Source organism: Aliirhizobium sp. YIM B11859 (assembly GCF_057163345.1).
Map to the genome: position 1 here is coordinate 452,703 of NZ_JBXHAY010000001.1, position 21,311 is coordinate 474,013.

16 protein-coding genes are annotated in these 21,311 nt (G+C 60.8%); 7 read left to right on the plus strand and 9 right to left on the minus strand.

Going from position 1 to position 21,311, the window contains the following annotated elements; genetic code table 11:
• Positions 1 to 120: 120 nt before the first annotated feature.
• The 4 genes from AC2GXZ_RS02010 to AC2GXZ_RS02025 form a co-directional block, all read right to left on the minus strand.
• Complete coding sequence (locus AC2GXZ_RS02010; RefSeq protein ID WP_483757451.1) at positions 121 to 1,392, minus strand: TadE/TadG family type IV pilus assembly protein; 1,272 nt, start codon at positions 1,390 to 1,392, stop codon at positions 121 to 123.
• Positions 1,393 to 1,525: 133 nt separating this feature from the next.
• Positions 1,526 to 2,404 carry a transglutaminase family protein gene (locus AC2GXZ_RS02015; RefSeq protein WP_483757452.1) on the minus strand — a complete coding sequence of 293 codons (879 nt, stop codon included), beginning with the start codon at positions 2,402 to 2,404 and terminating at the stop codon, positions 1,526 to 1,528.
• A 24-nt stretch (positions 2,405 to 2,428) separates the two neighbouring features.
• A complete protein-coding gene (locus AC2GXZ_RS02020) occupies positions 2,429 to 4,849 on the minus strand; it encodes a circularly permuted type 2 ATP-grasp protein (protein WP_483757453.1) in 2,421 nt (806 codons plus the stop codon).
• 6 nt (positions 4,850 to 4,855) lie between these two features.
• Positions 4,856 to 8,188: a transglutaminase family protein gene (locus AC2GXZ_RS02025; protein WP_483757454.1), complete on the minus strand. Its 3,333-nt coding sequence runs from the start codon at positions 8,186 to 8,188 to the stop codon at positions 4,856 to 4,858.
• Positions 8,189 to 8,402: 214 nt separating this feature from the next.
• On the opposite strand from AC2GXZ_RS02025, the gene AC2GXZ_RS02030 reads away from it, so the two are divergent.
• On the plus strand, positions 8,403 to 10,250 hold the full coding sequence (locus AC2GXZ_RS02030) for an ABC transporter ATP-binding protein/permease (RefSeq protein ID WP_483757455.1): 1,848 nt from the start codon (positions 8,403 to 8,405) through the stop codon (positions 10,248 to 10,250).
• The gene (locus AC2GXZ_RS02035) at positions 10,247 to 10,981 is read left to right on the plus strand and encodes a DUF1003 domain-containing protein (protein ID WP_483757456.1); all 735 of its coding nucleotides are present in this window, start codon (positions 10,247 to 10,249) and stop codon (positions 10,979 to 10,981) included. Before AC2GXZ_RS02030 ends, AC2GXZ_RS02035 begins: the two co-directional genes overlap by 4 nt.
• Positions 10,982 to 10,984: 3 nt before the next feature.
• Here AC2GXZ_RS02035 and AC2GXZ_RS02040 read toward each other — a convergent pair whose 3' ends face one another.
• Positions 10,985 to 11,866: a DMT family transporter gene (locus AC2GXZ_RS02040; protein ID WP_483757457.1), complete on the minus strand. Its 882-nt coding sequence runs from the start codon at positions 11,864 to 11,866 to the stop codon at positions 10,985 to 10,987.
• Between the two features lie 117 nt (positions 11,867 to 11,983).
• Entirely contained in the window at positions 11,984 to 12,556 is a 573-nt protein-coding gene (locus AC2GXZ_RS02045; RefSeq protein ID WP_483757458.1) for a TetR/AcrR family transcriptional regulator, read from the minus strand.
• Positions 12,557 to 12,696: 140 nt separating this feature from the next.
• On the opposite strand from AC2GXZ_RS02045, the gene AC2GXZ_RS02050 reads away from it, so the two are divergent.
• Entirely contained in the window at positions 12,697 to 13,260 is a 564-nt protein-coding gene (locus tag AC2GXZ_RS02050; protein ID WP_483757459.1) for a DUF308 domain-containing protein, read from the plus strand.
• Positions 13,261 to 13,297: 37 nt separating this feature from the next.
• On the opposite strand, the gene AC2GXZ_RS02055 is transcribed toward AC2GXZ_RS02050, so the two are convergent.
• Positions 13,298 to 14,371, minus strand: coding sequence for a dipeptidase (locus AC2GXZ_RS02055; RefSeq protein ID WP_483757460.1), 1,074 nt, complete (start codon positions 14,369 to 14,371; stop codon positions 13,298 to 13,300).
• A 65-nt stretch (positions 14,372 to 14,436) separates the two neighbouring features.
• Entirely contained in the window at positions 14,437 to 16,524 is a 2,088-nt protein-coding gene (locus AC2GXZ_RS02060; RefSeq protein WP_483757461.1) for an ATP-dependent helicase, read from the minus strand.
• A gap of 397 nt (positions 16,525 to 16,921) precedes the next feature.
• Here AC2GXZ_RS02060 and AC2GXZ_RS02065 point away from each other — a divergent pair, with 397 nt between their 5' ends.
• The 4 genes from AC2GXZ_RS02065 to AC2GXZ_RS02080 all read left to right on the plus strand — a co-directional run bounded on the left by AC2GXZ_RS02065 (position 16,922) and on the right by AC2GXZ_RS02080 (position 20,934).
• Positions 16,922 to 17,944: an iron ABC transporter substrate-binding protein gene (locus tag AC2GXZ_RS02065; protein WP_483757462.1), complete on the plus strand. Its 1,023-nt coding sequence runs from the start codon at positions 16,922 to 16,924 to the stop codon at positions 17,942 to 17,944.
• Between the two features lie 87 nt (positions 17,945 to 18,031).
• Positions 18,032 to 19,600 (plus strand): ABC transporter permease, encoded by a 1,569-nt coding sequence (locus AC2GXZ_RS02070; RefSeq protein WP_483757463.1) that lies wholly within the window; start codon positions 18,032 to 18,034, stop codon positions 19,598 to 19,600.
• Complete coding sequence (locus tag AC2GXZ_RS02075) at positions 19,597 to 20,646, plus strand: ABC transporter ATP-binding protein (protein WP_483757464.1); 1,050 nt, start codon at positions 19,597 to 19,599, stop codon at positions 20,644 to 20,646. Before AC2GXZ_RS02070 ends, AC2GXZ_RS02075 begins: the two co-directional genes overlap by 4 nt.
• A gap of 114 nt (positions 20,647 to 20,760) precedes the next feature.
• Positions 20,761 to 20,934, plus strand: coding sequence for a DUF1328 domain-containing protein (locus tag AC2GXZ_RS02080; protein WP_112502939.1), 174 nt, complete (start codon positions 20,761 to 20,763; stop codon positions 20,932 to 20,934).
• A 120-nt stretch (positions 20,935 to 21,054) separates the two neighbouring features.
• On the opposite strand, the gene AC2GXZ_RS02085 is transcribed toward AC2GXZ_RS02080, so the two are convergent.
• Positions 21,055 to 21,291 carry a hypothetical protein gene (locus AC2GXZ_RS02085; protein WP_483757465.1) on the minus strand — a complete coding sequence of 79 codons (237 nt, stop codon included), beginning with the start codon at positions 21,289 to 21,291 and terminating at the stop codon, positions 21,055 to 21,057.
• Positions 21,292 to 21,311: the final 20 nt, after the last annotated feature.

Here is a 21,311-nt window from a genome sequence, read left to right on the forward strand (position 1 = left end):
ACCGTTGTGAACGCCTTGCAACGGAGGATTTAAAGATGGTTGCCGACAAGTAACCGTCTGCTTTTAACGCGTAACGCAAAAAGCCCCGCGAGGGCGGGGCTTTGCTTGAAAAGACCGGGCTCAGTTGGTCAGGCGGACGGTCTTCTTGGCTGCCTTGTCGGCGATATCGCCGAAGGCTGCGACCAGTGAGCTCATGTCGTCGGGGCTGTAGTAATAATCGCTCGAGGTGGCGCAATAACTCAGCAGCGACTTGCCCTTGTCAGGCGCCATGAAGGCGACTGTGAAAATCTTGACCCCATCGTTCTTGGCAGTGTCGCATTTGGTGCGAACCGACTTGTCGAGGGACGAATTCCAGGAGGAGCTGTTGCCGGTCATTTCGCCATCGGTCATCAGCACGATGAAGCGATTGAAGGTGGTGTTGTTCTTCGACTTGTGTGCGGTCGCCTCGGTCGTGTTGGCCTGCTTCAGTGCGTTGAAGGCGTTCTGCATGGCGCCATTGGCGTCGGTGCCGCCGGTTGGGACGCTCGGCAGGTTCTTGATGTAGGTGGCGGCGGACGAATAGCCCCAGGCTATCGCGGATTCGGTCTGTGTATCGTCGGTATAGGAATCCGCCCCGGTTCGGACCAGCGTCGAGGTGGAGCTGGAAGTCGTGAGCGAGGTGTCGGCCTTTTTGAGCGCTGTGAAAAGCGCGGTTGCCGCGGTCTTCAACGCATCGATCTTGCGGACATAGCATGGGCTCGTCGGTTTCAGATAATAGGGGCTGTTCGGCCCGTAGTCCTTCTGCCACCAGTTGTCGGCGTTATAGTTTACGCAGCTCGTCTGGCTGGTGTCCTTGGTTGTGGTGGCAAAGGACATCGAGCCGGAGCGGTCGAGTGCCAGATACATGGACATGCCTGTGCGCGTGGCTGCACCGTCGGTGCCTGTCACGGCCGTCGCGTTTAGAGCGATATTCATCGTCTTGCCGGCGATCAGGCCGGTAATCGGATTGAGGTTCAGTACGTAGACGCTGTCGAGCTTGACCGAGTAGGTCTTGTTCGTGCCGGTGGTGGTTTCAGTTGCCGTCGCGGTCGTTGACGCGCGAACCTGCTTTTCGATGGCTGTCTTGTCATCTGTCGTGGTGGCATCGCCGATGCCATCGGCGATGATCTGGGCGACGAGATAGTCCTTCGCCATGTCTTCTGCCTGGGATGTCGTGTAGTCCTGCTGAGCCATGGCTGATGCAGCTGCCAGTGCGGCCGAGTCGGCGACGCCTTGGAGGTTGGACTTGACCTGTATGGCGTTAGAAACGTCCACGGCGATGCCGGCTGCGCCCAAGATTACAGGCAGCAGGATCGCCGTTATCATGCCGAAATTGCCGCTGCGGTCGTCCGCAAAACGCTTCAAGATGGTCATCGTGCTTGCCGTCCCTGGTCGCGTTCGATCTGTTCGAGCGCCCTGATGGACTTTTGCGCCAACAGCCCTGCATAACGGCTTAAGGAAAATATTCGCATTTTAGCGAGTTGATGAAATCAGCGCCAAAACGGGTCTATTTGACCGGAATCACGTCGACTGCCTGGTCGGCCTTCTGATTTCCGTAACCTTTGAGCACGCCGATCACCGGTGCCACGTCGGAATAGTCGCGGCCGAAACCGACGACGATGTGATCACTGCCGGCGAGGATGTCGTTGGTCGGGTCGAATTCCAGATAACCGAGCGCATCGCCGCACCAGACGCGCACCCAGGCATGCATGGCATCGGCGCCCTCCAGCCGTTCCTTACCCGGCGGCGGCAGGGTGCGCAGGAAACCGGAGACATAACCCGCAGGAATGCCGAGGCTTCTCAGCGCCACGATCATCACGTGAGAGAAATCCTGGCAGACGCCGCGCTTCAGCTTGAAAGCCTCTTTCGGGGTGGTGTCGACCGTGGTCGCTTCCGGATCGTATTTGAATTCCTTGTGGATACGGCTGCAGAGTGCCGTCGCAATCTCGCGCACGGTCTGTCCCGGCTTGACCGCCTCGCGGGCATAGGCGGCGATCGACAGTTCCTCCGGCAGGCGAGGGCTGGCGCCGGTCAGGTGATGAGGAGAGGCGGGGGCGACGGACCAGATCTCGATCAGCTCGCGGCGCAGCGCATCGAGTGTCGGCGAGAGGTCGGCGGTCAGCGTCGGGGCCTCGACCATGACGCGGGCCTGCATGCGGATATCCAGCCGCTCATGGGGGGCTCGAACAAAAACGGAGGTCGCCTGCTGACCAAAAAAATCGATGAAGCTGGTCTTTTCGTCGACGGTCGGAGACACGGTGACCGATCCGGCAATCAACCGTTGGCGGTCGGGCAGCGACAATGGCAGGACGCGGATGACATGGCGTGCGCCTGAGGCGGGCACGTCATAGGCATACCCCATGCGGAGAGAGAGGTCGTAGAGCATTCCCGTCGTTCCTCCCTTTGTCGCTCAGCTGAAATAGGTGCGGCCGAGAAGATCGGAGAGGTTCTCCAGATCCGTTTCCAGCCGGCGATAGACTTCCTCGCTCATCGTCTCGGGCGTCATCACGGCAAGACCGGAATGCAGACGCATCGCCTCGCGATAGAAGGGTGACATCTGGCCGTTGACGAAGGCGTTGGGCAATCTTTCCACCTCGGTCCTGATTTCGTTCAACTGGAACAGGATCGAGCGCGGGTTGAGCGGATCCAGTGCCAGCAGGTCGTTGACCGTCAGGCGGGCGGTATTGACGTTGTAGCGGCGGCGATGGGTCATGACGCTGTCGCCGATTTCCAAAAGCATGTCGAGCGCACCGTCCGGCGCGTCCGGGCCAGACATGTGGGCGAGCAGTCGGGTCAGGTGAAGTCCGCGTTCCAGATGGCGTCCGATCGACAGGAAACGCCAGCCGGTGAAGCGGTACATGTTTTCATGGACAAGACCGGCGAAGCCCGCAAGCTTGCGCAGAAGGATGGTCATCGCATGGGCTGCGTCGTCGCCCGGCTGGGCCGCCTCATGAAACCGCTTGGCGGTCTTGGCAAGGTCGGTCAGCGCCAGCCACCCATCCGGAGAAAAACGGTCGCGAATGTTGCTGGCGGAATAGATGGCGCTGTTGATATTGTCGAGCAGCGGCTCGGGCACGGCCTTGGCCATGTCCATGTCTATCGATTTCAGGTAGCGCGAAACATCGGCCAGAAGCGGCGCATCCGGATTGGCCGATTCCGCGTAACGCAGATGCCAGGCGCGGAGAATGCGCAACGCGCCTTCGGCCCGCTCGATATAGCGGCCAAGCCAGTAGAGATTGTCGGCGGCGCGGCTCGGCAGCGAACCCGGCATGTTGCGGGTGAAGCTTTCTTCCGGCGGCAGCAGCGTCGATTTCGATACCGGTTTGTTGGAAACGATCCAGACGTCGGCCGCTGCACCACCCGACTGCATGGCAATCGCCGCCACGTCGTCTCCGGAGCCGATACGGGCAAACCCACCGGGCATGATCTCCCAACCGTTTTCGGTGCGGGCAGCAAAGACGCGCAGCGACATCGGCCGCGGGGTCAGCTTACCGTTCACCCAGGCCGGCGTTGTTGAAAGCGTCACGACCTCCTGGCCGACGAGCTTGGAGCCCTCGGTCTCCAGCCAGTCACCGATCGTCTCGCGGGCGGTCTTGCGCAGCGACGAGCCGAGCACCGACTGGCCGTTGTCGTCAAAGAAGGGCAGGCGGGAATAGGCCGGGCCGATGACCATGCGCTCGATATTTTCTGCCACATGCTCCCGCTCGGATTGCTGGCCGCACCACCAGGTGGCGATCGATGGCATGATCGGATCTTCGCCGAGCAGATGACGACAGACAGTGGGTGCAAAAGCCAAGAGCGCACGGGTTTCGAGTATGCCGGAACCGAGTGCGTTGACCAGCGTCAGTGATCCCGATCGCAGCGCCTGAACCATGCCCGGCGTACCGATATGCGAGTCCTGATCGAGCTCCAGGGGATCGGAATAGGATGCATCGAGACGGCGCCAGAGCACGCCGATCGGCTTCAGGCCCGCGACGGTGCGGACCATGACGCGGTTGTTGACTACCGTCAGGTCTTCGCCTTCGAGCAGCATGAAGCCTAGATAACGGGCGATATAGGCGTGTTCGAAATAGGTTTCGTTGGCAGGCCCCGGCGACAGAACGGCGATCCGGTCGTCCGGATACTGCTTGCAGGACTGCAGCGCATCGCGGAAGGCACCGAAGAAGGAGGCGAGGCGATGAACGTGGGTCTCGCCGTAGATGTCGGAAAAGGAGCGTGTGGTGGCGACGCGGTTTTCCAGTGCGAAACCGGCACCTGACGGTGCCTGGGTGCGATCGGAAAGCACCCACCAGTCACCGTCGGGTCCACGGCCGATCTCGAAGGAACAGAAATGCAGATAGTGGCCGCCGACCGGTTTGACGCCGACCAGCGGCCGGAGGAATTCCGGGTTGGCGGCGATCAGCTGGGGCGGGATGAACCCTTCCTCGACAAGACGATTTTCGCCGTAGATGTCGGCGAGCATCGCTTCCAGGAGATCGGCACGCTGCTTCAATCCGCGGGAGATGCCTTCCCACTCGTTTTCGTCGATCAGAACCGGGATATGGGAGAGCGGCCAGTTGCGCTCGCCGGTGCCACCGGCGCCCGGTCCGCCATAGGTGCGATAGAAGACACCGGCGTCGCGGAGGTAACGGTCGGCGCGGGCAAACCGCTCGTGAAGGTCACCTTCCGACAGTCGGCTGAGATGCGAGATGAGGTTCTGCCAGACCGGCTTGATCTCGCCGCGGGCGTCCAGCATCTCGTCGGCCACGCCGGGCAACGCGGCATAACCGAGGATAGGATCGTTGGCGATCTCCTCTTCGATGCGACGTTCGCTGGCGGGTACCTTGCTCAATCTGACTTACACTCCGTGCGGGCGTCGAAGATCGAGCGTCAGGGGGAATTCGGACGATGGGGTCTCCGGCATCAGGGGATAATATCCTGCCGTATGCCCCCAAGGCTCGAATCGCGCCAGACGCCGCGCTTCCGCCTCGTTGCCGTTCACCGGGAAGGTCTCATAATTGCGGCCGCCGGGATGCGCAACATGATATCTGCAGCCGCCAATCGAACGGCCCGACCATGTATCATAGATGTCGAATGTAAGTGGTGTGTTAACCGGCAGGACCGGGTGCAGGCCAGACGCCGGCTGCCATGCTTTAAAACGGACGCCGGCGACCGAGACGTCTGACCGGCTGGTCTGCTTCAAGGGCAAGGCGCGACCGTTGCAGGCAACCTTGTAGCGTTCCGGATTGGCGGTTTCCAGCCGCACCTCCATCCGCTCCACCGACGAGTCGACGTAACGCACGGTGCCGCCGGGCGCACCTTCCTCACCCATCACGTGCCAGGGTTCCAGCGCCTGGCGCAGTTCCAGCTTGCAGCCCTCGTATTCGACCTCGCCGCAGAAGGGGAAGCGGAATTCGAGCTGCGCCTCGAACCATTCCGGCCGGAAATCGAAGCCGTTTTCGCGCAGGTCCTGCAGCACGTCGAGGAAATCGGCCCAGATGTAATGGGACAGCATGAAACGATCGGCAAGCGCCGTGCCCCAGCGGACGAACCTGCCCTGTGCCGGGACTTTCCAGAACCTTGCGATCAGCGCCCGCACCAGAAGCTGCTGGGCAAGCGACATGCGCGCATTCGGCGGCATTTCGAAACCGCGGAACTCGACCAGCCCGAGGCGCCCGGTCGGCCCATCCGGTGAAAACAGCTTGTCGATGCAGATTTCGGATCGGTGGGTGTTGCCGGAAACGTCGGTCAACAGATTGCGGAAAAGGCGATCGACCAGCCAGGGCAGGGGCGGCTGCACCATGCCCGGCGGTGGCACCTGCGCCATGGCGATTTCCAGCTCGTAGAGCGTGTCGTGACGGGCTTCGTCTACACGCGGAGCCTGGCTGGTCGGGCCGATGAACATGCCGGAGAACAGATATGAAAGCGACGGATGCCGCTGCCAATGAAGGATCAGGCTTTTCAAAAGATCGGGGCGGCGCAGGAACGGGCTGTTGTTCGGATTGGTGCTGCCGACCACCACATGGTTGCCGCCGCCAGTTCCCGTATGACGGCCGTCGATCATGAATTTGTCGGCGCCGAGGCGGGTCTGTCGCGCTTCCTCGTAGACGGTGGTGGTGATCGAAACGCATTCGGCCCAGTTGGAGGCCGGCTGGACGTTGACCTCGATCACGCCGGGATCGGGTGCGACACGCATGACATTGATACGTTCGTCCTGCGGCGGCGAATAACCCTCAATGTGGATGGGAAGGCCGAGTTTCTCGGCGGCATCTTCAGCCGCGGAAATGAGGTCGAGATAATCCTCGATGCGCTCGACGGGAGGCATGAAGACGCACAGCCGGCCATCACGGGGCTCGACGCTCATGGCGGTGCGCACGGCACCGCGGATATCGCCCGGAATGTCTCCGATATTCTGCTCGTTGCGATCCTGATGGAGATCGTCCAGCTTGCGCGAGGCCGCCGCCATCGGCCGGCCGGGAACGCCGTAATCCGGCAGCGGTTCGCGCGGGATCGATGGGTCGGCCTCGTGGATGTAGGGATATCGCGATGGCGGAACATAGGGCAGTGTTCCGAGCGGCATTCTAAAGCCGATCGGACTGTCGCCAGGGATCAGGAAGATCTTGCCGCGCCGGGTGCGCCAGCGCTCGCTGACCCAGCGCGGTCGGGCGGCCTTGGCGTTCCATGCCTGGACCGGCAGAATGTAACCCGTGGGCGTTGTCAGTCCGCGTTCGAACACCTTCGCGATCCGGGCGCGTTCCTCGGGGCTTTCCAGCTTGGAATTGGACGGATCGACATTTTCGGGAAGGTTGCCTTCCTTGATGATCCAGGCGGCCGGATCCTCATAGGCCGGGATGACCATCTCGCTTTTGATATCGAGTTGTGCGGCGATGCCGACGATCAGCGCTTCGGCGTCTTTCGCCGTCACTTCGGTATCCTTGCCTTCGGCGGCAATCAGATCGGGGTTCTTCCAGATCGGCTTGCCGTCTTTTCTCCAGTAGAGCGAAAAGGTCCAGCGCGGCAGACTTTCGCCCGGATACCATTTGCCCTGGCCATAATGGAGGAAGCCACCGGGTGCGAATTTCTCACGCAGGCGCCGGATCAGGATGTCGGCCTTGTCGCGCTTGGTCGGGCCGACGGCCGCGGTGTTCCATTCCTCCGATTCAAAGTCATCGATCGACACGAAGGTCGGCTCGCCGCCCATCGTCAGGCGCACGTCCTGCGCATCGAGCACACGGTCGACATCCTTGCCGAGATCGTTGAGCGCGTCCCAGCTTTCATCGGAAAACGGTTTGGTGATGCGCGGATGCTCGGCGACACGAGTGACCGTCATGTCGAAATCGAACGAGGTCTCGGCCTCACCGAAATAACCGCCGGAGATCGGCGCGGCATTGCGGAAATGCGGCGTTGCAGCAAGCGGGATGTGGCTTTCGCCGGTCAGAAGGCCCGAGGTCGGATCGAGACCGACCCAGCCGGCGCCGGGAAGATAGACTTCGCACCAGGCGTGGAGGTCGGTAAAGTCCACCTCCGTCCCGGACGGACCGTCAAGCGCCTTCAGGTCGGGGGTCAGCTGGATCAGATAACCGGAGACGAAACGGGTGGCGAAACCGAGATTCCTGAGGATCTGGACAAGCAACCAACTGGTATCGCGACACGAGCCAAGTGCTGCCGTCAGCGTTTCCTCCGGTGTCTGGACGCCGGGCTCCATGCGGATGACATAGCTGATGGCCTGCTGCAGCCTCGCATTGATGCCGACGATCATGTCGACGGTCGGCTGATCCGGCGACATATCGAAATGCTTGAGATAGTCGACGAGTGCCGGGCCTGGCGGTTCGGGGATCATGTAGATCGACAGGTCGTCGATCAGGTCTTCAGGATATTTGAATGGCCATTTGGTTGCCTCTTCCTCGACGAAGAAGTCGAAGGGGTTGTAGACCGTCATATCGGCGACCAGATCGACCTCGATCTTGAACTCGGTCACCGGGTCGGGAAAGACGAAACGGGCGAGATAGTTGCCGTAGGGGTCCTGCTGCAGGTTCACGAAGTGATTTTCGGGCGTCACCTTCAGCGAGTGACTGAGTACCTTGGTGCGGGAGTGGGCTGCCGGCTTGAGGCGGATGATCTGGGGGCCTAAGCGGATGGGCTTGTCGTATTTGTAATGGGTGAGATGGTAGATGCTCGCCTTGATCGACATGCTGTCCCTTCAAATGCCCTTGCCGGGCGTTCCCGTTTGATGCCTGCTGTGCGGCCTCGTTCTCGTGGGCCGTTGCATCCTCATTGCAGGCGAGTTTGTGCAATGCATGCAAAGAAAGCAAGGCGGATTCAACGCCGGTCGGGTTGCTGCTTCACAAGCCTCACCCGCGTGATAAGGATGCTTTCAAGAGCGGGTGGAAAGCAGAGGAGCGACCATGACGCAAACAGTGGACGCGGCACCACAGGCTTATGAGCTTCCGCTTGGCGGACAGATACGGATGATGGCGGGGGCATTCTGGGCGTCTTCCGTGCGTCGGCAACTGGTCATGCTGGCGATTGCGCTTCTCCTCATCATCATCGCTACGACCTACGCCACCTATCGGCTGAACGAATGGAACGGCCCGTTCTACGATGCGCTGGAGCGGCGCGACATGGGCGGGTTCATGCGACAGCTGGGAGTATTCGGCGTCATCGCCTTTTGCCTGACGCTGCTCAATGTCATCCAGACCTGGCTGAACCAGATCACCGCGATGAAGATGCGCGAAGGCCTGGCGCGGGATCTCGCCAATGTCTGGCTGACGCCCGGCCGCGCACTCAAGCTTGCAGGTGCCGGGTCGATTGCCAACAATCCCGACCAGCGGCTGCACGAGGATACCCGAATTCTTGCCGAAAACACGACGGCTCTCGCCATCGGCCTCGTCAATTCAACGATCCTGCTCGGCAGCTTCATCGGCGTGCTTTGGGCGATCTCGACGGATTTCGGCTTCCAGATCGCCGGCCACCATGTGGTCATTCCCGGATACATGTTGTGGGCGACCATTCTCTACGCGCTCATCGGTTCGGTTCTGAGCAACGTCGTCGGCAGCATGCTGGCGCGGCTCAATGCCGACCGCTATGCCCGTGAGGCGGATCTTCGGTCTGCACTGGTGCGCGCCAACGAAAACCTGAAGCCGATCACGCTTGCCCGTGGCGAGTCGAACGAGCTTGCCCGCGTGCAGGATGCGATCGGCGGCGTGCTCGGCATGCTGCGCAAGCTCGCCTGGGCGCTGACCAATCTCACCTGGGTGTCGTCGGGTTTCGGCTGGCTGGCGCTGGTGGCGCCGATCATCATTGCCTCGCCGATGTATTTTTCCGGTGAGCTGACCTTTGGCGGCCTGATGATGGCGGTTGGTGCGTTCAACCAGGTCAATACCGCGCTGCGCTGGTATGTCGCCAATTTCAGCGTCATCGCCGACTGGCGGGCGACGCTGGCACGCGTATCCTTCTTTCGCAACGCCCTGCTGATGACCGATACGCCGTCAAAGGAGGGATCGGTGATCGGCTATGAGCGCGCGGGTTCCGAGCGCGATAGCGGCGGTGGCGGACTTTCGCTGACAGGTCTCGAAGTCTATGGCGAGCCCGACAAGGGGGCGGAAGGCCACGGTATCCGGCTGAAGGAGGATGGCTTTACCGTCGAGCCCGGCGATCGGGTGATGGTCAATGGCGATCCCGGCACCGACCGGCACCTGTTTTTCCAGGCGCTTGCCGGTATCTGGCCCTGGGGCAAGGGCAGTATCCACCTGCCACAGGCGGACAGGATGATCATGATGCCTCAGGAGGGTTACATGCCAAGCGCGCCGCTGCGCGAAGTGATGACCTATCCTTCGGGCATACCCGGCGTGACGGATGATGCGCTGAAGACGGCATTGCTGGCGGTCGGGCTCGATCGTTATGTCGACAAGCTCGATCAGGTGGAGCGTTGGGACCGTGTTCTGGACAAGGAAGAAGAGGCGTCGCTACAGGTGGCCAATGCCGTTCTGCGCAAGCCGGACTGGCTGGTGATGGACGACGTGCTGGAGGGGCTGGAGCCGGAAGTGCGCGAGCAGCTGATCGGCGTACTGGCGGGGCTCGACGGCACGACGCTCGTCTATGTCGGTCGGTCGGAGGAATTCGCGGAGAGGTTCAAGCCAAAGATCTTTCATGTCGCTCCGCTCCATCCGGCCGGGGGCGCCGAAACGAAGCCGGATGTGGCGGAAGCAAAAGAGCAAGTGCCGACAAACGGTGATGATGGTAAGAAGACATGAACAATCACCCTTCCCTGCCTAAAAACGGCCTGTCCAAGACCGGTCAATGCATCGTCTGCGGACGCACCTTTCCGTTGTCAAAGCTTCATAAGGCAGGCAGTCTCAGGCCGCATCTCTACGAGATGATCGCCGACGAAGTGAAGGATTGCGCGCCGACCAGCCTGATCTGCGACGAGGATCTCGCCCGCTTTCGCCGACGCTACGTCGAAAACCTGCTGGAGGAGGAGCGCGGCGAGCTTTCCGATCTCGATCGACATGTTCTCGACAGTTTCGAAAAGGGAACGCTGACGGTGCAGACAAGTTCTGCCGATGCGACCGAACGTAAATCGAGCTTTGGCGAAAGGGTCGCCGACAAGGTGGCCTCCTTCGGCGGTTCCTGGACCTTCATCCTCTCCTTCCTTGCGATCCTGATCATCTGGATGGCGGTCAATGCCGTGGGGTTGATGGCCCAGCCTTTCGATCCCTATCCGTTCATCCTGCTCAATCTCGTTCTTTCCTGCCTTGCTGCTTTGCAGGCACCGGTGATCATGATGAGTCAGAAACGGCAGGAGGAAAAGGATCGGCTGAGGGCTGAAAACGACTACATGATCAACCTTCGCGCCGAGCTCGAAATCCGGCAATTGCACGAAAAGATCGACCACCAGATGGCCAAGCAGTGGGAACGGCTGGCAGAACTGCAGCAGATCCAGATCGAACTGCTGGAAAAACGGGACGATCCGCGGAAGGGGTAGGGCCTATGTCGGCGTCTGCTGTATCCGCCCGGCATTCGGGCGGCGCAGGTTGAAGAGGTTGCCCGCGAGGATGAGGGCGGCGCCCACCGCCATCAACCCGTCGACGCCTTCGGCGTAGAGAAGATAACCAATAATCGCCGACAGCGGCACGCGCAGATAGTCCATCGGCATGGCGACGGTGGCGTCGGCGTGCTGCAGGGCCTTTGCCATGCAGAAATGGGCAAACGTGCCGCTGAAGGCGATGACGAAGATCCATGGCCACACCGAAGCCGATGGCCAGATCCAGACCCTCAATGCGGGTAGAAGCCCGATGATCGACTGGATGACCAGCATCCAGAAGATGATTGTCGTCGGACTGTCGGTGCGGGTCAGAAGCTTGGTCATGATGAAGGATATGGCGAAAACGAAGGCTGCGCCGAGGACGATCACATGGCCGGGATTGAGTGGCTGCACGCCTGGTTTGAGGATCAACAGCACGCCGACGAGGCCGAAACCGATCGCCACGCATTTGCGCCATGTCAGCCGCTCGCCGAGAAAGGCTGCAGCCATGAGTGCTGCCCAGATCGGGGCGGTGAACTCGATGGCGATGACCTGCGCCAGCGGGATCATGGTCAGCGCCATCAGCCAGGCGAACTGGCCTGTATAATGCGCGACGTTGCGGCCGATATGGCTGACAAGATGTTTCGTCCGCATGGCGCGAAAACCGCCTTCGCGCAGCACCAGTGGCAGAAGCATGAAAAAGGCGATGACGGAGCGCATTTCCATCACCTGGAAAACATCGATCTCGCGGGTGATGATGCGGCCAGAGACCGCCATGAGCAGGAGAAGAGCGATCGACGCCATCATCCAGGCGGCCGCCTTCGCGGTCGATTGACTGTTCTCCACCAATGTCTCCTCCTGCCATCCCGGCACAAGCCCTATCGTGTTTCGGGCCGGATTGGAAAGGTTCTATCGCCACATGCCTAAGGCTTGTGGTGATCGCCTGACGACTTCGGGCGTGGATTACAAGGAGAGCCTTGCCATTTGAGGGCCGAGGATGGCGGTGAAGATATCGGGGTTGGCGAACGCGCGGGCAGAGAGCATCGCGCCATGGACCGAAGCCATCAGGATTTGCGCTTCCGCTTCCGGCATGCCGTTCAGTCTGAACAGCCCCTGCTCAGCGCCTGCCGTCAGCACCGATGTCAGCCACCGGGCGAGATTTTCGAAGTGTCTGCGGACGCGTGACGCGACCTCTTCGGGCAAGAGCTGTATTTCGCTTGCCAGCATGGCGCAGACACAGAACGGTTCGGATGCATCGGCAATGCATTTCTGCCAGTGGCCGAGATAGGCCTGCAGCTGGCCTGCAGGGCTTGGAATATTGGAAGATACGGCTTCCAGGCCCTTTTCAACCTGGCTGGCATACCGTTCCAGCAGCCCGACAACCAGCGCCGACTTTGCCGGGAAATGGTGGTGGATGCTTGCTTTCCGGATGCCGACGGCATCCGCAATATCGGCATAACTGAAGCCGTTATAGCCGCCCGCAACAATGAGCGTCTGCGCCACGTCCAGTATTTTTCCCGAGGTCGTCTGTTCCATATCGCTGCCTATCTCCCGCCAGGAAGGTCGTCAAGTTTGCGGCATCGGCGGAGATCGCAGACCTGCGACAATCTTCGGCGATTGACTTGTATCGATAATCTATCTACTAGTAGGTAGACAGTGTAAATAAGGATCTTATCATGCCCGTTCAATCTTCCGCCCAGTCAAGCTGGCTGCGATCATATTATTTCGCTCGCGCACTCTTTTCGATCGCCTGGATCGCCGCGGCGGTTCTGTCCCGCGGTCAGCCGGCAGTGACCGCCTTTCTGCTGGTGATCTACCCGGCCTGGGATGCACTCGCCAATCTTGTCGATGCGCGCGCAAATGGCGGGCTCGCCGCAAACCGATCGCAGCTGCTGAATGTCGTCGCCAGCACGATCATGACGGCGATCGTGCTGATTGCCGTGATGCAAAGCGCTTATGCGGTGCTTGCCGTCTTCGGTGTGTGGGCCATCCTGTCCGGCCTGTTGCAGCTTTATACGGGTGTGCGGCGCTGGCGTTCCTATGGCGCCCAATGGGTGATGATCCTGAGCGGCGCGCAATCGACGCTGGCTGGTGGATTCATGATCAGCCAATCGCTGGGCAGCACGCCGCCGGGCATTCTGGATATCGTGCCCTATGTCGGTTTCGGTGCCTTCTACTTCCTGCTTTCGGCTCTCTGGCTGACGATCGCGTCCTATCGCAGAGCGAATGTGAAGGCGTGACGGCACGGCGAGTGCCTACCGAAGCCCGGCCGCGACATCATTGACGAGCGGGTTTCCGCTCATCTCTCCATGTCTGGCCAAGTACCCGAAGCCAGTTGTCGCAGGCAAATTTGGTCAGTGTCTGCTGATCGAAACCGGCGCGGCGCATGGCCTCAAAAAGATGCGGCAGGCCACTGGCGTCGCCGATCTGACGAGGCACGACCGTGCCGTCGAAATCCGATCCGAGCGCGACCCGGTCGACGCCCATACGGTCGATGAGATATTCGATATGACGGACGACGATTTCCAGCGGCGTGTCCTCGTCGAGATGCGCGTCGGCGCGGATGTCGTAGACGGCGAGGTTGAAACCGATGACGCCGTCCGTATCGCGAATGGCATCGAGCTGGCGGTCGGTGAGGTTTCGGGTCGAAGGGCACAGCGCATGGGCGCAGGCATGTGTGGCCACCAGTGGCGCGGTGCTCAACGCTGCGACGTCCCAGAAACCGCGCTCGTTCAGATGCGAGACATCGATCATGATCTTAAGATCATTGCAGGTCCGGATCAGGTTCCTGCCTAGATCGGTCAGTCCCGGGCCCGTATCAGGCGATCGTGGAAAGGCGAAGGGGACGCCGTAACCGAAAACGTTCGGCCGGCTCCAGACCGGGCCGAGCGAGCGTAGGCCCTGATCGTGCAGGACATGGAGATAATCGAGATCCGGATCGATCGCCTCGGCACCTTCCATATGCAGGACGACGGCCAAGGCGGTTTCTGATCGCGCCTTCTGTATCTCCTCCACGCTTGTCGCCAGACGCATGCGGCCGCCGGAACGGCCGATCAATTTGCCGATGGCCGCCAGTTGTCCGTCTATCTGCCTGCGAGCGTTATCGAGATGAATGGCTTCGGCATAACGGACTTCGTATCCGTCGCCGATCCGGGTGAGATCATTTTCCGGCTTATGCTCCGGCCGGGCATACAAAGCGAACAGGCCGCCGACCATGCCGCCTTCGAGCGCTCTTGGCAGATCGAGATGTCCCGCCTGCGACCGGACAAGAAAATCACGTCCGGTCGGCGTGTAGTCGACCATGAGCTGAACGGAATCGTTATGTCCGTCGAAGACGTCAATACTGTCCATGCGCATACGCTCCTCGGGTCGGTCCCGGATTGCCTGAATAACGACCTATATGCCGATCGGGCTTGTCATCGCCACATGCCACGCATGCGGGCGGTGACATCGATCCTGACCTGCTGGCGGTGCTGGCGTTCGGCATCCGACATGGCGGCCACGACCGGCCATGCGGCCGTCTCGAAGAACTGCAGCAGCGTTGCCGGAATGAAGCGGGTGCGGGCGGCATAGACATGCCGGTCACCCTGCGAATGCTGGCCGTGGACGAAAAACCGCTGCGGGGTGATGACATGCAGGTGATCCTTGGCACGGGTCATGGCCACATAAAGCAGCCGGCGTTCTTCTTCGAGCTCGGCTGTGGAGCCGACACCGAGGTCTGAAGGGATGCAGCCGTCGACGCAGTTCAGGAGAAAGACCGAGCGCCATTCCTGGCCCTTGGCCGAATGGATGGTCGAGAGGATCATGTAATCCTCGTCGAGCAACGGCACGCCGGCCTGGTCGCTGGTCGCATCCGGCGGGTCGAGCGTCAGTTCGGTGAGGAAACGTTCGCGCGACACATAACCGGAGGCAATCTGTTCGAGCTGCAGCAGGTCCGCCTTGCGTGTTTCGGCATCTTCATGGATGCGGGAAAGATGCGGTTCGTACCATTCGCGCGCCAGCCCGAGTTCCGACGGCCAGCCCTCGTTTTTCCTGACAGCGGCAAGCATCTCGACGAAGGCGGGCCAATCGGCGCCGGAACGTGGCGGGGCGGGGATTTCCTGAAGGGCCGCCAATGGTTCGGGATCGGTCGCAATGGCATCGAGGATCTTGCCGGCCGTTTGCGGGCCGACGCCGGGGATCAGTTGCATCAACCGGAAACCGGCGACGCGGTCGCGCGGGTTCTGAGCAAAACGCAGGGCGGCCAGCATGTCCTTCACATGGGCGCTGTCGAGAAACTTCAGGCCGCCGAACTTGACGAAAGGGATGTTGCGGCGGGTGAGTTCCACTTCGAGCGGGCCGGAATGGTGTGAGGCGCGAAACAGTACGGCCTGCTGTTTCAAGGTCATGCCGGTCTCGCGGTTCTCCAGCACTTTCTCGACGATGTAATTGGCCTGCTCGGTCTCGTCCTTGACGGTGACGAGACGTGGGCGCTCTTCCGAAGCACGGTCGGTCCAGAGGTTTTTCGTGAAGCGCTCGCGGGCAAGCTCGATCACGCCATTGGCGGCCGCGAGGATGGTGCCGGTCGAGCGGTAGTTGCGGTCGAGGGTGACGATGTTGGCGGGCGGATCAAAGGTGTTGGGGAAATCGAGAATGTTGCGGATCGTTGCGGCGCGGAAGGAATAGATCGACTGCGCATCGTCGCCGACGACGGTCAGTCCGCGGCCGCCGGGCTTCATCCCCATCAGGATCGAGGATTGCAGGCGGTTGGTGTCCTGGTATTCGTCGACCATGACGTGATCGAAGCGGGCGCCGACATCCTCGGCGATCGACGGCTCGCTCATCATCTGCGCCCAATAGAGCAGCAGGTCGTCGTAATCGAGGACGTTCTGGGTCTGCTTGGCTTCGACATAGGATGCGAAGAGTTCACGCAGCTGTTTTTCCCAGGCCTGGCACCAGGGGAAAGATGACTTCAGCACCTCGCCGAGCGGAGTTTCGGAATTGACGGCGCGGGAATAGATGGCAAGACAGGTGCCCTTGGTCGGAAACCGGCTTTCCATTTTGGAGAAGCCCAGTTCGTGGCGCACGAGGTTCATCAGGTCGGCGGAATCCTCGCGGTCGTGGATGGTGAAATCAGGATCGAGGCCGATCTGGTAGGCGTAGATCCGCAACAGGCGCGAGCCGATGCCGTGGAAGGTGCCGGCCCAGGCCAGCGCATCGGTCATGATTGCGGCATTGGCACCCAGCACCTGTTTGCAGATCCGCTCGACGCGGCGGCCCATTTCGGAGGCGGCGCGGCGGGAAAACGTCATCAGCAGGATGCGGCGCGGGTCAGCACCCGAGACGATCAGATGGGCAACGCGGTGGGCGAGCGTGTTGGTTTTTCCAGAACCTGCGCCGGCAATGACGAGTAGGGGGCCGGCAGGACCACCATTCGGCACGTCCGATCCGTGTTCCACCGCACGGCGCTGGGCCTCGTTCAGTTTTTCAAGATAGGACGATTTTTCCAGATGGGCAGCCGACATGCTTCTCCGCAACGTTTAGAAAGCCCGCCTCCGCAAGCTTGTTCCCGATGTGTTCATCTGAGCAATAGCTGATTCGTTCGGGAACAGGCATATGATGCTGCGAAGACAGCAGGATGCCGGCGCAAGGCTGCGCCCGTCGTTCAGGTGTGTGTCAGGCTCGCAGCGCAATAGTGGTTTGGCAAGAACCAAACCGAGGATATGCAGAGACCCGACACGTTTATTTCTCGAATGCTCGATATCTATCCGACTGGAGATTTTTTAAGCTGATCGAAATATTTCGTTCGGCGCATAACTTTTTGTTTTTACTTGATTATCATTTATTTTGTTGAGTTGTTTTCTCCGATTTAAACTTGACCAGTCTTGTCCTGTTTGGCTAAGAGATCGCCATGAATTTCCCATGGAGGCGATCTTGAAAACTTCTTCTCTTCTGGCCGGCGTTGCGTCCGCATTGTCCGTTTTGACTTTTTCCACACCCGCTGCGGCCCAGGTCGCCGACAGCCTCACCATCTACAATGCTCAGCACGAAGGCCTGACCAAGGAATGGGTGGATGGCTTTACCGAGCAGACCGGGATCGTCGTGACGATCCGCAACGGCTCGGACATGGAGATCGCCAACCAGATCGTTCAGGAAGGTGCCAATTCTCCGGCCGATCTTTTCCTCACCGAAAACTCTCCGGCGATGGCGCTGGTCGACGGCAAGGGCCTGTTTGAACCGGTCGACAAGGCAACGCTCGATCAGGTGCCGGAACAGTTCCGCCCTGCCAATGGCCACTGGATAGGCATTGCTGCGCGTTCCACCGTGTTTGCCTATGACAAAACGAAGCTTACCGAAGACAAGCTGCCGAAGTCGATGATGGATCTCGCCAAGCCGGAATGGAAGGGCCGCTGGGCCGCTTCTCCGTCGGGTGCCGATTTCCAGGCGATCGTCGGTGCGCTGCTGCAGTTGAAGGGCGAGGAACAGACCGCCGCGTGGCTAAAGGGCATGAAGGAAAACTTCACCGCCATCCGTGGCAATTCGACGGCGATGAAGGCCGTAAATGCCGGCCAGATCGAAGGCGCGGTGATCTATCATTACTATTATTTCGGCGATCAGGCGAAGACCGGCGAAAACAGCAAGAACGTCTCGCTGCATTACTTCAAGAACCAGGATCCGGGCGCCTTCGTGTCGATCTCGGGCGGCGGCATCCTTGCCTCCTCCAAGCACAAGGAACAGGCTCAGGCCTTCCTGAAATGGGTTGCCGGCAAGGGCGGCCAGAAGATCCTGCGCGACGGCACCTCGTTTGAGTATGCAGTCGGCAACGGCGAAACCTCCAACAAGGCCCTCGTACCGCTTGCAGACCTGCAGGCACCGAAGGTCGAGCCGACCGAACTCAACAATGCCAAGGTCACCGACATGCTGACGGCAGCCGGTATCCTCTAAGATTGCCGCGCCCAGGCGCGTATAATTCCAGTTGCGTGGAGACATCGCAGGGCTTACCTGCGATGTCTCGTGGTTTTCGGGTATTCCATGACCTCAATTGCCGACAGCAAACCTTTGTCCGTGCCGCTTCCCCGCTTCAGGTCGGGAATGCGCGTCTCGTTTATCATTGCCATCGTGATTGCGTTTCTGGCACTCCTGCCTCTGGGTTTCGTTTTCTGGGCGGCGGCTGTGACGGGGTGGGAGACGGCATCGCAACTGATTTTCCGCTCGCGGGTCGGCGAGCTGATGGCCAATACACTCCTGCTTGTCATCATCACGGTTCCGATAACGACAGTGCTTGCCACCGCACTCGCCTGGCTGACAGAGCGCAGCAACCTGCCACTCGCCAGATTATGGTCGGCACTCTGCGTCGCGCCGCTCGCCATTCCGGCCTTCGTGCATTCCTATGCTTGGATCGGCGTTTGGCCGGGATTTCACGGTCTTGCGGCAGGGGTCGCGATTTCAGTCACGGCCTATTTCCCGTTTCTCTACCTGCCGATTGCTGCAACGCTGAGACTTCTCGATCCGGCGCTGGAGGATCAGGCGGCCTCGCTGGGCCTGTCCGATAGGGCGGTGTTCCGCCGGGTGATCCTGCCGCAATTACGCCTGTCGATCCTTGGCGGCGGGCTGCTGGTGGGACTGCATCTTCTGGCGGAATACGGGCTTTATGCGATGATCCGCTTCGATACGTTCACAACCGCGATCGTCGACCAGTTCCAGTCGACCTATAACGGCGTGGCGGCAAACATGCTGGCCTTGGTTCTTGTGCTTTGCTGCCTTGTGCTGCTGACGGCTGATGCGGGATTGAGAGGCACGCGCCGGTATGCCCGCATCGGCTCGGGTGTCGCAAGGCGGGCGCGGAGCACGTCGCTCGGGCGCTGGCGTTACGCCTGCCTCATTCTGCCCATGCTCGCCGTCTTCTTTGCGCTCGGCATTCCGGCGGTCACTCTGTCGCGCTGGCTGATCGCCGGAGGCACCGGCATCTGGAAGTTCAACGAGGTGGGACGGGCGCTCGGCCAGACGCTTGTCATCTGCCTTATCGGCGGGCTTGCGACGACGGCTGCTGCACTTCCCATTGCCTGGCTTTCCGTACGCTGGCCCAGCCGGTCGAACCGGGTGATCGAGGGCTGTTATTATCTGGCAAGTTCGATGCCGGGCGTGGTCGTGGCACTGGCACTGGTGACGATTACCGTCCGCGTGGCCCTGCCGCTCTACCAGACGGTGGCGACGATCGTGCTCGCCTATGTCATCATGTTCCTGCCGCGTGCACTGATCAGCCTTCGTGCCAGCATTGCGCAGGTTCCGGTCGAGCTCGAACAGGCGGCGGCGAGCCTTGGCCGGTCTCCCGTCAATGCGCTCTGGTCAACGACGGTGCGGCTTGCCGCGCCGGGTGCGGCGGCGGCCGTCGCTCTGTCGTCCCTCGGGATCATGAACGAACTGACCGCCACGCAGATGCTGGCGCCGAACGGCACACGAACGCTCGCCATGGCTTTCTGGGCGCTGACGAGCGAAATAGACTATGCGGGGGCAGCGCCCTATGCACTGCTGATGATCGTGTTTTCGCTGCCGATGACAGCCTTGCTCCACCACCAATCGAAGAAGATCGCCGGCCGATGAGTTTTGTAGACATTCGCGGACTTCGCAAAAGCTTCGGGCCGGTGAAGGCTCTCGACGGGATCGACCTTGCCGTCGAGCAGGGCAGTCGCATGGTGGTGGTCGGTCCGTCGGGATGCGGCAAGACCACGCTGCTGCGCCTGATCGCGGGTTTCGAGGCGGCGGATGCAGGCTCGATCGTTCTTGGTGACCATACGATGGCGGAGGGCGTGGCGGCGGTGCCCGCACACAAACGCAATATCGGCATCGTGGCGCAGGACGGCTGCCTCTTTCCGCATCTGACGGTGGCCGGCAATATCGTATTCGGCATGACGGAAGCCCCGGCGGCCAGGGAAACGAGGGCTGCCGAACTGATGGAGATGGTCGGGCTTGAGCACACCATGCTTCACCGCCGTCCCGACGAGTTATCGGGCGGCCAGCAGCAGCGCGTGGCGCTGGCACGGGCGCTTGCCCGCCGGCCGCAGCTGATGCTGCTCGACGAACCGTTTTCCGCGCTCGATACCGGCCTGAGAGCCGTGACACGCAAAGCTGTCGGTGACGTGCTGAAGGCCGAGGGGATCGCAACCCTGCTGGTAACGCATGACCAGGCCGAGGCGCTTGCCTTTGCCGACCAGGTGGCGGTGATGCGGGCGGGGCAGTTGACGCAGGTCGGTTCGCCGCGCGAGGTCTATTCACGCCCCGCCGATGCGGCGACGGCAGCATTTCTTGGCGAGGCGATCATTCTGCCGGCGCGGGTGGAAAACGGCCATGCGGACTGCGCGCTCGGGCGATTGCCGGTCGATGCTGCAGATGGTCATGATGGCGCCCGGACGATCATGTTGCGGCCCGAGCAGGTTGGCTTGGCTAAGCCCGCCGACCAGCAGGCCGAGGGGCTGATTTTGGCGCGCGTGCGGGAGGCAAGTTTTCGTGGATCGACCTGCGAGTTGCAGGTGGTCCTCCGTACCGACGAAAACATCGCCTTCACGGTCGAAGTGCCCAGCTTCAGCGAGCCATCCGAAGGGCATGACATCGCCCTGACGGTTTCGGGCAAGGCGCATGTCTTTCGCTGATATCACTTCGGCGCGTGATTTTTAAGCGCCGGATCGGTAAACGACGCTTTCGGCATGGAACCCGGGAACATTGATGGACGTTATCTCGCCATCACACACGAAGGACCAACCTCCATGCTGAAATGGGCTCTCATTTTTCTCGTCATTTCCCTGATTTCCGGCTTCCTCGGCTTTTCCGGCGTGTCTGCCGCAACGGCCGGCATCGCGAAAATCCTGTTCTTCCTGGCGCTGGCGATCTTCCTGATCTTCCTGGTGCTGGCCTTGATGGCGGGCAGCGCGATCATGTGATCGAAGCGCGGTCACTGGAACGGAAAAAGCCGCCTGAACGGGCGGCTTTTTCATGTTCGTTATTCCGCAGGGTCTGGCCGATCGTCAGGTCAGCACCCGTCAGCTGATCCGTTCTGGCGATCAGCGCCCCGGATGTTTCTGAGCAAAGACAAGAAGCTGCCAGACGACGGGGCCGAGGAGGGAATGTTCGTGATGGCTTCTCGGCAGGACGGTGCCCTTATCGGCGACGATCTCGTCACCGCAGGCGCGACAGCGGTAAATACCGGCATTGGTGACGGGCTGTCCCGGCTTCCAGTCCTGGTCGAAAGCCCAGGATTTGGCCTCAACGAGGCGATCAGAATACTTATACTGTGCCATCTAGTCCCTCGGCCTGATCC